Genomic DNA, 12,698 nt, shown 5'->3' with positions numbered 1-12,698 from the left:
TATAATGTTCCTATCAAGATAATAGGAGGTGAAAAGAATGGTAGTTGTTGCAAAAACTCTTGATGATTTCTCACATATCGTTAGGAATCATGGTCTAAATGGAATCGAGCCAGTTCACATTTATTATTCATGCGATTATGAAGATATTGCTTATAATCAAATTGTTGAACCTGGCCGTACATATAAATACACCCTTGCTCTTTTTTCAACGATTCAAACAGTTTTCCATAGTGGAACATTTGATATCCAATCTGCCAGGGAAGTCGGCCAAACAATAAGTAATTTGAAAAGTGAATTTGGATTCCGTCCTGAGTTATGCCAAACATTAGAATTAATTGATGGAAACATAATCGCTTCAAATTTCATGGATATGGTTTAGTAATCTAATAGCGTCCCTAGGGCGCTATATTTTTTTCAGTAAGATGCTGTTTATCTCTTGTTTAACAAGTCTTTTAGCATATTCGGCAATAACTTGTTCAGTTTTTGGCTTATATCTAAATTGATCTAAACAATGTAGTAAGTCTCCATATGTCTGACAAAATGTTTTGAGTTGTCTAATGAGGTCTTTTGCTGTATTCTCCAAAGCTTCTTCATATTCAACTGATTTGATTTTTACTTTTTGCATTTCCGATCTATAAGGCTTCACTTTCTTTTCTCCTCCCATGGGTGTCCATTTTAGCGACTCCCTTTCTTATCTTCTTTGATTATTGAAGCGACAGAATTAATGCAGTAAGAGACAGAATGACACAAATACTACTGACTATAATTCCAATTAAATGAAATCTTCTGCTATCCATTTGATCACCTCCAACCTCTTCAACCTCTGTTGCCGCAGGGGTTGATTTATTTTGTTTGGTCATTTTTCTCTCTCCTTTTATTTCTAGATATGCTTCTTCACAAAAGCTTGATAAATCTTCATAAAACGCTCCGCCTCACTTAATGCAAGCCATTCTTTTGTTTTGATCTTCATTTTTCTCACCTTCCTCATTTAGTAGGGCTTAATGCCTTGGCTGTTCAGCCAACCAGGTTAACAAGAACTTTTTCATTTCCTCAGCAGGAAATCTCCAGCGAGAGCCAACTTTATATTTGGGACAACGAGGATCGTAAAAGAATTTATCTAAAATCTCAGTCCAACTCATATCTGTCTTTTCTTGAAGCGTTTTTGTATTCCAAAAAACCTTTTCATTTTCGATGGCCTTTAATTGCTCCTCAATTTTTTCTAGACAAATGCGTTTAACTTCATTTTCATCAATCTGAACCGTTAGCATTGCTATTATGAAACCTCCTTCATATCAAGGATTTTGACAATTTTCTCCCTGACTTTTTTGCCCTTTCTTTTACCAAGCAAAATGTCAGAGAGATACGCATTCGAAATGTTTAGCATCTTTGCTAAATCCTTTTGCTGCATGTCGTTAAGAATTAACCAAGTCTTAACCTGCTTTCCAAAATCCAGTTCCATAGAAAATACCTCCTTTTTATATTTTTAGCTAAATATTCAGCTTAATATTGACAGTTATTAAAGAATATTGTAGAGTATAGGCATAGCTAAACAAACCCTACAAAAACTGCCTAAAACGTTGAGGGACGTAGACATAGGCTTTGATTTGTGGTGTCTGAAAAAGCTGAATAAGTAGCTTATGAACATAGTGTATTAAAGAATTCTTTAAAAGTCAATTATTTTTTAGAGATTTCTTTAACTAGTTTTTCATGAGCCATTAAGGATGGTTGATATGACTACGTTTGAAAGAGTTAAAAAACTTTGTAAAGATCGAGGTATAAGCCTTTCAAGGCTAGAAGAAAATGTAGGTTTCGGAAAAAATTCTATTTATTCATGGAAACAAAATAATCCTTCAAGTGACAAACTCAAAAAAGTTGCCGATTACTTCAACGTTTCTGTTGACTACCTTCTCGGCAGAACAGAAAAAGAAAACTTTGAGCCTGAACTTACTGCTAAAGATGAAAGAGATATTCAGAAAGAGCTACAAAAAATTATAGAAGGGTTAGAAGGCAAGAACGGGTATGCTGCATTTGACGGCCAAACTCTTGACGATATGGACGACGAAGATAGAGAGCTGTTAATTGCAAGCTTGGAAAACTCCCTACGCCTTGCCAAAAGAATTTCAAAACAAAAGTTCACTCCTAAAAAATATCGTAAGTAGGTGCCTTTTTGTGGAGTCAATTACTAAAAAGATCAAATTATTAACAGAGAAATTTCAAACAAACAATCCGTTTAAAATTGCAAAAGGTTTAGGTATCGAGGTAGTTTATGAAGATTTAGGAAAAGCTTTGGGGTACTACAGTAGGCATTTCAGAGTTAAAGTCATCCACATTAATCAGAATGCGAATGAACATAGTAAGGAGTTTATTTGCGCCCATGAATTAGGTCATGCAATCTTTCATCCAGACGCAAACACTCCTTTTTTAAAAAGGCAGACTCTATTTTCAACAGATCGAATCGAGTTGGAAGCGAATTTTTTCGCGGTAAATTTATTGTTCTCCTCCACCGATGCGTGCGTAACTGTGGAAGAAGCTATTAAGCAGTATGGAATCCCTAAACAGTTAGTTATATCTAACATCGCTAAAAATTTTTAACCCAAAGACCGAACATATATTCCGATAATGAGGTGAGAAAAGATGGCCAGTTTTAGAAAGCACACTAACGGATCATGGGAATATCGCATAAGAATAAAAGACCCCATTTCCAAAAAATTCAAAGAGAAATCGAAACGCGGATTCCCAACAAAAAAAGCTGCTCAACTTGCAGCAGCCAAAGTAGAGCAGGAAATTAGTAACAGCACGTTTATTCCAAATAATTCAGCCACATTCAAACAGGTCTTTGATAATTGGTGGGCTTCTCACTCCAAGACATTAAAACCAAGTACTCAGTACTCTCTAGAATCAAAATTTAACAAACACATACTTCCTAGATTCGCCCATTTAAAAATTCAAGACATTTCAAAAGAATATTGTCAAAAAATGATTGATGAAATTGCGGAACAAATTGATTCTGTTAATGATGTGAAAATACAAGCGAACCAAGTTTTTAAATATGCCGTACGTATGGATTACATAGCCAAAAATCCTATGGAACATGTAATAATTCCGAAGAATGAGGCCGATTTTTTGGTGGAAGAACCTAAAAGGAATTTTTGGACCAAGCAAGAGATCAAAAACTTTTTTAACTTAGCAAGAATAACCTTAGATCATCAGGATTATGTAATGTTTCATTTGTTAATCTATACAGGGATGAGAAAAGGAGAGCTTTTATCATTAGAGTGGGAGGACATAGATTTTGACGAATGCACTATATTTATTTCTAAAACATTGTTTTTTAAAGATGGCAAGGAAATAATTCAAAAAGTTAAGACCTATCAAGCCAGGACTATACATATTGACACGAAGACCATCCAAATATTAAAAAAATGGCGCATACAGCAACGAGAAACTACCCCAGAGGGTAAAAGATACCCCTCCATCAAAAACGTGCTTACACGGGAAGATAAACGCCCTTTACGGCTTGCATATCCTAACGATAAGTTTGACAGCTTTATTAAAACCCATAATTTGCACCCCATCACAATCCATGGGCTCAGGCACACTCATGCTTCTATATTATTTGAAGCTGGTGCGACAGTTAAAGAAGTACAAGCACGCCTGGGGCATCGTGATATTAAAACTACAATGGATATCTACACCCACGTAACCAGAACAGTTAAGGAAAGAACCGCAGATCTTTTTCATTCTTACATTGACTTATCATAAATGTGGGTGTTTTGTGGGTGTGCTAGGTTTTCAAACAACAAAAAAGACCCCCAAGACAAGGTCTTGAGAGTCTTTGAAACGTTGATATATTAACGTTTTGAGAACTGAGGTGCACGACGAGCGCCTTTAAGACCGTATTTTTTACGTTCTTTCATACGAGCGTCACGAGTCAGAAGACCTGCACGTTTAAGAGTTGTACGGTATTCTGGATCTGCTTCAAGCAAAGCACGAGCGATACCGTGACGGATTGCTCCAGCTTGACCAGATAAGCCGCCTCCATGTACGTTTACTAAAACATCATAAGTGCCAGCTGTTTCAGTCAAAGTTAATGGTTGTTTGATATCTTCGATTAAAGCTGCAGATGGGATATGTTCGCTGATTTCACGATTATTAACGACGATACGGCCTTCTCCTGGAACTAAACGCACACGCGCTACAGAGCTTTTACGACGGCCAGTACCGTAATATTGAACCTGTGCCAAATTGGTAACCTCCTTTTTAATTAACCGCGAAGTTCGTAAACTTCAGGTTTTTGTGCTTCGTGTGGATGCTCAGAACCACGGTATACGTTCAATTTTTTGAACATTTGACGACCTAGAGAACCTTTTGGAAGCATGCCTTTGATAGCAAGCTCAAGCATTTTCTCAGGGTAGTTTGTACGCATTTCAAGAGCAGTTCTTGATTTTAATCCGCCTGGATGTTGAGTGTGACGGTAGTAGATTTTGTCAGTTAACTTTTTACCAGTTAACTCGATTTTTTCAGCGTTGATGATGATCACATGATCTCCAGTATCAACGTGTGGTGTGTAAGTTGGTTTGTGTTTTCCGCGAAGGATAGCTGCAACTTCTGAAGAAAGACGACCTAAAGTCTTGCCAGCAGCATCAACAACTAACCACTTGCGTTCAATAGTACTTGCGTTAGCCATAGGTGTTGTACGCATTGAATTTCCCTCCTAAATGATCTGTCATTTTCAATAAACTTCGATTACGTTCTATTTCACAACACAATAAGTTCCGGGGCTTATCGTGGGGTTGAAATACATACCATATGATATCTTATAACTTTATGCAGACTCTGTCAAGAAAATATTATACACCTGGTTTAGTTGTCATAGTAAACGTTCCACAAATATAGCCCGTGCCCCGGCGCTGTGCGCCCTGCCGCTTCGCGATCCTTCGCTTCCAGCATGGATTTCACATCATCGGGAGAAATTTTTCCAATACCTGCATCAAGCAAAGTACCCGCAATAATTCTGACCATATTATATAAGAAACCGCTGCCTGTGATCCGCATTTGCAGGCCGTCAGCCGTCTCAGTCCAATCAAGTTCGTAAATCGTTCTTACCTTGTCCTGCACTTCTGTTTTAGCCGCGCAAAAGCTCGTAAAATCATGTGTCCCTATAAGATGCTTTGCCGCTTCTCTCATGTCCTGCACATTAAGGCGATATGAAAAATGGTAAGCGTAATGCCGTTTAAATACGTCCGGGTGTTTCTCCGTGTATACAAAGTAGCGATATTCTTTTTTGACTGCGCTAAATCGTGCATGGAACCCATCATCCGCAATTTCTGCCTGTTTGACTGCGATATCGTCCGGAAGCAGTGCATTTAAGGCATATGGCCATCTCTCAGCCGGGATAGACAGTGGAGTGTCAAAATGAATCACCTGTCCGGCTGCGTGAACCCCGCTGTCTGTTCTTCCAGACGAAACGACCGGAATTCTGTCTTTTGACTTATGCAGGACAGCCAAAGCCTTCTCCAGTTCATCCTGAACCGTTCTTTTGCCCGGCTGAACCTGATAACCGTTAAACAAATGTCCGTCATAAGAAATCGTGCATTTCAGTCTCATACAGCACCTCTAAGCCCTTAAGAAAAATAACAAAGCAGCTAATACAATTAAGCTGACAATGACAGAAGTGTCTTTTCCTGTCCATACAAGCTTTCTATATTTCGTACGTCCTTCTCCGCCTTGATAGCCTCTTGCTTCCATTGCCACCGCAAGCTCTTCGGCGCGTTTAAATGCGCTGACGAAGAGCGGGACAAGAAGCGGGACAATAGCCTTCACTCTTTCTTTGACAGGCCCGCTTGTAAAATCAACGCCTCGCGCCATCTGAGCCTTCATGATCTTATCTGTCTCCTCCATCAGTGTCGGAATAAACCGTAAAGAAATTGACATCATAAGAGCCAGCTCATGAACAGGAAGCTTTAATTTTTTCAATGGGTTCAGCAGCTGCTCCATTCCATCGGTAATCTCAATCGGTGTAGTGGTAAGCGTTAATAAAGTTGTGATTAAAATCAAATAGACGAATCTAAGAGAAATGAATATCCCCTGAACCAGACCGCCCTCATAGACTTTGAAAAAACCTATTTGAAAGATAATCGGTCCTTCATGTGTCATAAGGATATGAAGAAGGAACGTAAAAAGGACAATCCAGATGATTGGCTTCAGCCCTTTCATTAAAAAAGAGAAAGGAACTCTTGTTAAAGAAACGACGCCAATTGTAAATAAACCAAGCAACGCATATGTCTGAACATTATTGGCTAAGAATACAATGCAGACAAATAAAAAGATCGTGATCAGTTTTGTTCTGGGGTCAAGCCGGTGCACAAGTGAAGTCCCCGGTACATACTTGCCGATAATCATGCTGTCCATCATAAAGTCTTCTCCCCCTGAAAAAGAGCACGGATTTCAGCAGCGGCATCTTCGATTGTGAGCATAGGCTCATTAAATCTCACACCCAGTACAGCTTCAAGGTGTCTTTGGAATTTTATTGTTTCAGGAAGATCCAGCCCCCAGCCGGCCATCTCTTCACCCTTTAAAAACAGATCACGCGGACTGCCTGATGCTTGTATCGTTCCTTTATGCATAACAATTATTTCATCAGCGTATGCAGCTGCATCCTCCATGCTGTGTGTCACAAGGATCGTCGTCAGGTTCCCACGCTGATGAAGCTCATAAAACATATCCATAATCTCTTTTCGCCCTCTTGGGTCCAAACCTGCAGTCGGTTCATCCAGAACAAGCACTTCAGGATCCATTGCAAGTACGCCGGCAATTGCAACTCTGCGCATTTGTCCCCCGCTTAATTCAAAGGGGGACCTGTCCAAAAGCTCTTCTGATAAACCTACAAGCTGCAGCATCTCTCTCGCTTTTTGTTCAGCATCTTCTTTTTTAACACCAAAGTTCATCGGTCCGAATGAAATATCTTTAAGAACTGTTTCTTCGAATAATTGATGCTCAGGAAATTGGAAAACGATTCCGACTTTTTTACGAAGTTTTTTCAGATCTTTATTCTTTTTCCCTGCCTGAATGACAGTGCTGCCTAGTGATATCTGTCCCTTCGTCGGCTTCAGGAGACCATTTAGGTGCTGAAGAAGAGTGGACTTGCCAGAGCCTGTATGTCCGATAACGGCTACGTAGCTTCCTTCTTTAATCGATGCATTGATATCATACAGTGCTAGGCGCTCAAACGGCGTCTTCATCTGATAACGATGCTCTACATCTTTGATTGTAATGTCCACAGCTCTTTCACCAGCCCTTCCTGAGTCAAATGGTTTTCTTCCAAAGCCAGTCCATTTTCTCTTAAAAGCTGGCTAAGCTGGAATGAGAAGGGTAAATCAAGCCCGATTCGAACAAGTTCTTTATTCAATTTAAAAATCTCTTCAGGCGGCCCTTCAGCATATTTTTTACCGCCATTCATGACAATGATCCTGTCTGCTTTTGCTGCCTCATTCAGATCATGTGTAATGGATATGACAGTCGCCATGCCCTGCTCTTTTAAATGTCTTACCGTTTCAAGCACTTCTTCTCGCCCGATCGGATCAAGCATGGATGTTGCTTCATCTAAGATAATAATATCAGGACGTGCGGCAATAACCCCCGCAATCGCAACTCTCTGCTTTTGGCCTCCGGAGAGATGGTGCGGCTCTTGATCGAGAAAATCTTGCATATTCACCTGTTTTACTGCCCAGTCTACTCTCTCAATCATTTCTTCCCGCGGTACACCATTGTTTTCTAAACCAAAAGCCACATCATCGCGAACAGTCGTTCCGACAAATTGGTTATCCGGATTTTGAAAGACCATACCTATCTTCTTACGCACTTCCCAAACAGATTCCTCTGTCAATTGAATCCCGGCAACCTCAATGTCGCCTGATTCAGGAAGAATTAAACCATTCAATGCCCGGGCCAGTGTTGATTTCCCTGAACCGTTATGACCTACGATTGCAAGCCATTCACCCTCATACACCTGCAGGGAGACGCCGTCTAGTGCTCGTCTTTCTGCGTCCTTCCGATATCGAAATACGATATCCTCTACCGATATCAACTGATTTTGATTCATGGAAAACCGGCCTCCTCTCAGCTAATGCTCTGCTTTTCTCTCTATTAAAAGTTGCAGTATCTAAAAAAAGGGCATAGATCCAGTTAGAAACTGTCCCGCCCTTCTTTAGATACACAAAAATATGTGATTAAACCAATTCGATAATTGCCATTGGTGCTCCGTCACCACGGCGAGGACCAAGCTTCATAATACGTGTGTATCCGCCTTGGCGCTCCTCGTAACGAGTTGCAATGTCAGAGAATAATTTTTGAAGTGCATCTTGGTTATTTTCTTCGTTTGCAACCTCGTTGCGGATGTATGCAGCAGCTTGACGGCGAGCGTGAAGATCACCGCGTTTGCCAAGCGTGATCATTTTTTCAACTACAGAGCGAAGTTCTTTCGCACGTGTTTCAGTTGTTTCGATTCTTTCGTTGATGATCAAATCAGTTGTAAGATCACGAAGCATAGCTTTACGCTGTGCACTCGTACGTCCTAGTTTTCTGTATGACATGTGATGTCCCCTCCTTTATTGGAATACTGTTTCTGAATAATAAACACACGAAAATCCTAGTTCACATGGGAAACTAGTCAATCGTCTTTGCGAAGTCCGAGTCCAAGTTCTTCTAGTTTCGCTTTCACTTCTTCAAGTGATTTGCGTCCTAGATTTCGAACTTTCATCATATCTTCTTCCGTCTTGTTCGCAAGCTCTTGAACCGTGTTAATACCCGCACGCTTTAAGCAGTTGTAAGAACGAACAGAAAGATCCAATTCTTCAATTGTCATTTCAAGAACTTTCTCTTTTTGATCTTCTTCTTTTTCAACCATGATTTCAGCATGTTGAGCTTCGTCAGTTAAACCAACGAATATATTAAGGTGTTCAGTTAAAATCTTTGAACCAAGCGCAATTGCTTCTTTCGGTCCAGTGCTTCCATCAGTCCAAACATCAAGTGTAAGTTTATCATAGTTTGCAACTTGGCCTACACGAGTGTTCTCTACCTGATAAGATACACGAGAAACTGGCGTATAGATAGAATCGATCGGAATCACGCCGATTGGCTGATCGTCTCTCTTGTTTGCGTCAGCAGGCGTATACCCACGTCCTCTTTGAGCAGTAAGGCGAACTCGGAAACTCGCATTCTCACCAAGAGTCGCGATATGAAGATCAGGATTTAAGATCTCTACATCACTATCGTGTGTAATATCAGCTGCCGTTACAGTTCCTTCACCCTGTACATCAATTTCTAGCGTCTTCTCTTCATCAGAGTAGATTTTCAATGCAAGCTTTTTAATGTGTAAGATAATCGTTGTAACATCTTCCACAACGCCTTCAATTGTCGAGAATTCGTGCAGTACACCATCTATCTGGATTGATGTTACAGCGGCACCAGGGAGTGAGGATAAGAGGATACGACGTAAGGAGTTACCCAGAGTTGTACCATATCCACGCTCAAGTGGCTCTACGACAAACTTACCAAATTTGGCATCGTCGCTGATTTCAACCGTTTCGATTTTTGGTTTTTCAATCTCGATCATTACTTAAAACCCTCCTTCAAAACGTCGAAACCTCGAATAGAATCATATGAGATTCCATCCGAAATTCCCCATTGTTTAGTCCCGTATGTGCTCAGGCAACGAGTCGGTGCATTCGTTTCATAAATAACTGTATCATAACCCATTATTGACAGGGACACAAAATCTATACAAACAAATTACACGCGGCGACGTTTTGGTGGACGGCATCCGTTATGAGGAACAGGAGTTACGTCTCTGATAGCAGTGACTTCTAGTCCAGCAGCTTGAAGTGCACGGATTGCAGCTTCACGGCCTGAACCAGGTCCTTTAACAGTAACCTCTAGAGTTTTAAGACCATGTTCGATTGAACCTTTAGCAGCTGTTTCTGCAGCCATTTGCGCAGCAAAAGGAGTAGATTTACGAGAACCTCTGAATCCTAAAGCTCCGGCACTAGACCAAGAAATAGCATTACCATGAGTGTCAGTGATCGTAACGATCGTGTTATTGAAAGTTGAACGAATATGAGCAATTCCAGACTCAATATTCTTTTTCACGCGACGTTTACGCGTGTTAGATTTACGAGCAGCAGCCATTGTTTAAGAACCTCCCTTACTTATTTTTTCTTGTTAGCTACAGTACGACGCGGACCTTTACGAGTACGCGCATTGTTTTTAGAGTTTTGTCCGCGAACAGGTAATCCTCTGCGATGACGGATTCCGCGGTAGCTTCCGATTTCGATCAGACGTTTGATATTAAGAGAAACTTCACGGCGAAGGTCACCTTCTACTTTCAGTTTGTCAATAATATCACGGATTTTACCAAGTTCTTCTTCAGTAAGATCGCGCACACGAGTATCTTCTGAAACTCCAGCTTCTTTTAAAACTTGCTGAGCCGTTGTGCGGCCAATTCCGAAGATGTATGTTAAAGAAATAACAACACGTTTGTCACGTGGGATATCTACACCAGCAATACGAGCCATTCTCTGGGCACCTCCTTATAAATTATCCTTGTTTTTGTTTATGCTTTGGATTTTCACAGATCACCATTACTTTTCCTTTTCTGCGAATAACTTTACATTTTTCGCAGATTGGTTTAACTGATGGTCTCACTTTCATGTGTTTCCAACCTCCTTCAGTTTCCGGAGTGCTTTATTTGTAACGGTACGTAATCCTGCCACGAGTTAAGTCATATGGAGATAATTCTACCGTAACTTTGTCTCCAGGTAAAATGCGAATGAAGTGCATGCGGATTTTACCAGATACATGAGCCAAAACAGTGTGGCCATTTTCAAGTTCAACTTTGAACATCGCGTTTGGCAGTGTTTCGACTATAGTACCTTCCACTTCAATTACATCGTCTTTCGCCATTCAAGTGTTCTCCCTTCTTCAAATCAGTAACTTGCTTTCTGACAAATTTCAAAAGAAGTTTGTCACACGCCCTGTTTCGTTTATACTGTTCTGAACTTCCGGAGATACGCAATCATAAAGGGTTAAATGATTGATATTCTTTATCTTAGGAGAATGAAATGTACGCTTTTCTCCGTCTGCTGTTAGTACATTGATGATGGTTAAAATTCCAACGACAAGCAGCAAGATGAATTCGGTCTTGCCAATGTTCACCCAAGCTTTCTGCCCTATCAAGCTTGAAAAACATCTGTCTTCGGAATTATTTTCATCATCTAGACTCTCGTCAGTATATCAAAACCCGTTTCCGTAATCGCAATCGTATGTTCAAAATGAGCACACTTTTTCCCATCTACCGTTACAACCGTCCAGTTATCAGCCAATGTTTTCACGTAGCGGCTGCCAGCGTTCACCATAGGTTCAATAGCGAGAACCATGCCAGGTTTAAGCCGTGGTCCTTTGTTGGGCGGACCGTAATGAGGAATTTGCGGGTCCTCATGCAAGTCTTGACCAACACCATGTCCGACATACTCCCTAACAACTGAAAACTGCTCATTTTCGACATACGTTTGTATTGCGTGGGAAATATTCGACAAACGTTCACCTGGTTTTGCTTCCTGCAAGCCTTTATATAAAGACTCCTCTGTCACTTCCAGAAGTTTTTTGTCATCATCGCTGATGTTTCCTACCGGATATGTCCATGCAGAGTCACCATGATAACCATTTAATTTAGCACCGATATCAATACTGATGATGTCACCGTCCTTCAGCACCCTGCTGCCAGGTATGCCGTGAACGAGTTCTTCATTAACTGATACGCAAATGCTCCCGCGAAACCCATTATACCCCTTAAAAGATGGGATTGCACCCTGCTTCTTAATAAAACGTTCGGCAATTTGATCCAATTCTTTTGTCGAGATTCCTGGTTTAATGTGCTTTTTTAACTCTTCATGAGTTAAAGCCACGATTCGCCCTGCTTCCCGCATGATACCAAGTTCACGTGGGGTTTTACAGATAATCATTTTTTTAATCCTCCAAGAAGATCCTTCACATCTGCATAAACGTCTTGAATGTCCTGCTGGCCATTCACGTTTGCAAGATAACCTTTCTCTGAATAGAAATCGAGTAAAGGCTGAGTTTGCTTCATGTTTACCTCAAGCCGTTTAGAGACTGTTTCCTCATTATCATCTGCCCGTTGATAGAGTTCGCCTCCGTCTTTATCACAAATACCCGGCGTTTTCGGCGGATTAAAGACTAAATGATAGGTTGTGCCGCAAACACTGCAAATTCTGCGTCCAGTCAGACGTTCCATAAGAGCGTCTTTGTCGACTTCAATGTTAATGACATAATCAATCGGCTTGCCGTATTCCTCAAGAATTTCTTCAAGAGCTTCGGCTTGAGCGACTGTTCGCGGAAATCCGTCCAGAAGAAAACCTCTTTCACAATCATCTTTGCCAAGTCTCTCTTTTACAATTCCGATTGTGACTTCGTCAGGTACGAGCTCTCCCTTATCAATATAAGATTTTGCTTCGAGTCCGAGTGGTGTTTCTTCTTTCATAGCAGCACGGAACATATCTCCTGTTGAGATATGAGGAATCCCATAATCCTCAACAATTCGTTCGCCCTGTGTGCCTTTACCGGCACCAGGAAGCCCCATTAAGACTAAGTTCATTCGGATTTCCCCCGTCCTCTCTTTATTAAGA

At 40.8% G+C, this 12,698-nt stretch carries 22 protein-coding genes and 1 pseudogene; 4 read left to right on the top strand and 19 right to left on the bottom strand.

Annotated features, from left to right (window positions below):
• The first annotated feature begins 37 nt into the window (after window positions 1–37).
• Window positions 38–379 carry a hypothetical protein gene (locus NYE22_RS00940; RefSeq protein ID WP_159376597.1) on the top strand — a complete coding sequence of 114 codons (342 nt, stop codon included), beginning with the start codon at window positions 38–40 and terminating at the stop codon, window positions 377–379.
• A gap of 24 nt (window positions 380–403) precedes the next feature.
• On the opposite strand, the gene NYE22_RS00935 is transcribed toward NYE22_RS00940, so the two are convergent.
• The 4 genes from NYE22_RS00935 to NYE22_RS00920 form a co-directional block, all read right to left on the bottom strand.
• On the bottom strand, window positions 404–646 hold the full coding sequence (locus NYE22_RS00935; RefSeq protein WP_017695838.1) for a hypothetical protein: 243 nt from the start codon (window positions 644–646) through the stop codon (window positions 404–406).
• Window positions 647–704: 58 nt separating this feature from the next.
• Window positions 705–860, bottom strand: a complete 156-nt coding sequence (locus NYE22_RS00930; RefSeq protein WP_017695837.1) for a hypothetical protein — start codon at window positions 858–860, stop codon at window positions 705–707.
• A 138-nt stretch (window positions 861–998) separates the two neighbouring features.
• A complete protein-coding gene (locus NYE22_RS00925) occupies window positions 999–1,268 on the bottom strand; it encodes a hypothetical protein (protein ID WP_017695836.1) in 270 nt (89 codons plus the stop codon).
• 5 nt (window positions 1,269–1,273) lie between these two features.
• On the bottom strand, window positions 1,274–1,459 hold the full coding sequence (locus tag NYE22_RS00920; protein ID WP_048407361.1) for a helix-turn-helix transcriptional regulator: 186 nt from the start codon (window positions 1,457–1,459) through the stop codon (window positions 1,274–1,276).
• A gap of 271 nt (window positions 1,460–1,730) precedes the next feature.
• Here NYE22_RS00920 and NYE22_RS00915 point away from each other — a divergent pair, with 271 nt between their 5' ends.
• From NYE22_RS00915 to NYE22_RS00905, 3 genes are read left to right on the top strand one after another with little or no spacing between them, the layout of a single operon-like run.
• A complete protein-coding gene (locus NYE22_RS00915; protein ID WP_017695834.1) occupies window positions 1,731–2,159 on the top strand; it encodes a helix-turn-helix transcriptional regulator in 429 nt (142 codons plus the stop codon).
• Between the two features lie 10 nt (window positions 2,160–2,169).
• Complete coding sequence (locus NYE22_RS00910; protein ID WP_159376596.1) at window positions 2,170–2,592, top strand: ImmA/IrrE family metallo-endopeptidase; 423 nt, start codon at window positions 2,170–2,172, stop codon at window positions 2,590–2,592.
• Between the two features lie 42 nt (window positions 2,593–2,634).
• Window positions 2,635–3,762: a site-specific integrase gene (locus NYE22_RS00905; protein ID WP_017695832.1), complete on the top strand. Its 1,128-nt coding sequence runs from the start codon at window positions 2,635–2,637 to the stop codon at window positions 3,760–3,762.
• A gap of 89 nt (window positions 3,763–3,851) precedes the next feature.
• Here the strand turns inward: NYE22_RS00905 and rpsI are convergent, their stop codons facing one another.
• The 15 genes and pseudogenes from rpsI to NYE22_RS00830 all read right to left on the bottom strand — a co-directional run bounded on the left by rpsI (window position 3,852) and on the right by NYE22_RS00830 (window position 12,667).
• Window positions 3,852–4,244: a 30S ribosomal protein S9 gene (gene rpsI, locus NYE22_RS00900; protein ID WP_004399691.1), complete on the bottom strand. Its 393-nt coding sequence runs from the start codon at window positions 4,242–4,244 to the stop codon at window positions 3,852–3,854.
• Between the two features lie 20 nt (window positions 4,245–4,264).
• Window positions 4,265–4,702 carry a 50S ribosomal protein L13 gene (rplM, locus tag NYE22_RS00895; protein ID WP_003241966.1) on the bottom strand — a complete coding sequence of 146 codons (438 nt, stop codon included), beginning with the start codon at window positions 4,700–4,702 and terminating at the stop codon, window positions 4,265–4,267.
• A 161-nt stretch (window positions 4,703–4,863) separates the two neighbouring features.
• A complete protein-coding gene (gene truA, locus NYE22_RS00890; protein WP_014475607.1) occupies window positions 4,864–5,607 on the bottom strand; it encodes a tRNA pseudouridine(38-40) synthase TruA in 744 nt (247 codons plus the stop codon).
• Window positions 5,608–5,616: 9 nt separating this feature from the next.
• Window positions 5,617–6,414 (bottom strand): energy-coupling factor transporter transmembrane protein EcfT, encoded by a 798-nt coding sequence (locus tag NYE22_RS00885; RefSeq protein WP_004399656.1) that lies wholly within the window; start codon window positions 6,412–6,414, stop codon window positions 5,617–5,619.
• Entirely contained in the window at window positions 6,411–7,280 is an 870-nt protein-coding gene (locus NYE22_RS00880) for an energy-coupling factor ABC transporter ATP-binding protein (RefSeq protein WP_123374470.1), read from the bottom strand. The genes NYE22_RS00885 and NYE22_RS00880 overlap by 4 nt, the downstream gene beginning before the upstream one ends.
• Complete coding sequence (locus NYE22_RS00875; protein WP_004399689.1) at window positions 7,256–8,101, bottom strand: energy-coupling factor ABC transporter ATP-binding protein; 846 nt, start codon at window positions 8,099–8,101, stop codon at window positions 7,256–7,258. The genes NYE22_RS00880 and NYE22_RS00875 overlap by 25 nt, the downstream gene beginning before the upstream one ends.
• A 127-nt stretch (window positions 8,102–8,228) precedes the next feature.
• Window positions 8,229–8,591 (bottom strand): 50S ribosomal protein L17, encoded by a 363-nt coding sequence (rplQ, locus tag NYE22_RS00870; protein WP_003225836.1) that lies wholly within the window; start codon window positions 8,589–8,591, stop codon window positions 8,229–8,231.
• Window positions 8,592–8,668: 77 nt separating this feature from the next.
• Window positions 8,669–9,613, bottom strand: coding sequence for a DNA-directed RNA polymerase subunit alpha (locus NYE22_RS00865; protein WP_003225835.1), 945 nt, complete (start codon window positions 9,611–9,613; stop codon window positions 8,669–8,671).
• A 176-nt stretch (window positions 9,614–9,789) separates the two neighbouring features.
• A complete protein-coding gene (gene rpsK / locus NYE22_RS00860) occupies window positions 9,790–10,185 on the bottom strand; it encodes a 30S ribosomal protein S11 (protein ID WP_009966385.1) in 396 nt (131 codons plus the stop codon).
• Window positions 10,186–10,205: 20 nt separating this feature from the next.
• Window positions 10,206–10,571 carry a 30S ribosomal protein S13 gene (gene rpsM / locus NYE22_RS00855; protein WP_003235095.1) on the bottom strand — a complete coding sequence of 122 codons (366 nt, stop codon included), beginning with the start codon at window positions 10,569–10,571 and terminating at the stop codon, window positions 10,206–10,208.
• A 22-nt stretch (window positions 10,572–10,593) separates the two neighbouring features.
• Window positions 10,594–10,707: a 50S ribosomal protein L36 gene (rpmJ, locus tag NYE22_RS00850; RefSeq protein ID WP_003156543.1), complete on the bottom strand. Its 114-nt coding sequence runs from the start codon at window positions 10,705–10,707 to the stop codon at window positions 10,594–10,596.
• Window positions 10,708–10,740: 33 nt separating this feature from the next.
• The gene (gene infA, locus NYE22_RS00845) at window positions 10,741–10,959 is read right to left on the bottom strand and encodes a translation initiation factor IF-1 (protein ID WP_003156508.1); all 219 of its coding nucleotides are present in this window, start codon (window positions 10,957–10,959) and stop codon (window positions 10,741–10,743) included.
• Window positions 10,937–11,205, bottom strand: a pseudogene (locus NYE22_RS00840) (ribosome-binding protein ybzG). The gene infA and the pseudogene NYE22_RS00840 overlap by 23 nt, the downstream one beginning before the upstream one ends.
• Before the next feature lie 65 nt (window positions 11,206–11,270).
• Window positions 11,271–12,017 carry a type I methionyl aminopeptidase gene (map, locus tag NYE22_RS00835; RefSeq protein ID WP_003225828.1) on the bottom strand — a complete coding sequence of 249 codons (747 nt, stop codon included), beginning with the start codon at window positions 12,015–12,017 and terminating at the stop codon, window positions 11,271–11,273.
• A complete protein-coding gene (locus NYE22_RS00830) occupies window positions 12,014–12,667 on the bottom strand; it encodes an adenylate kinase (protein WP_003241987.1) in 654 nt (217 codons plus the stop codon). Before NYE22_RS00830 ends, map begins: the two co-directional genes overlap by 4 nt.
• Between the last annotated feature and the right edge of the window lie 31 nt (window positions 12,668–12,698).

Source organism: Bacillus sp. FSL K6-1560 (assembly GCF_038592935.1).
GTDB classification, from domain to species: Bacteria; Bacillota; Bacilli; order Bacillales; family Bacillaceae; genus Bacillus; species Bacillus subtilis.
Note: the sequence above shows the minus strand (reverse complement) of the source record. Positions and strands in the feature narration are given on the sequence as shown.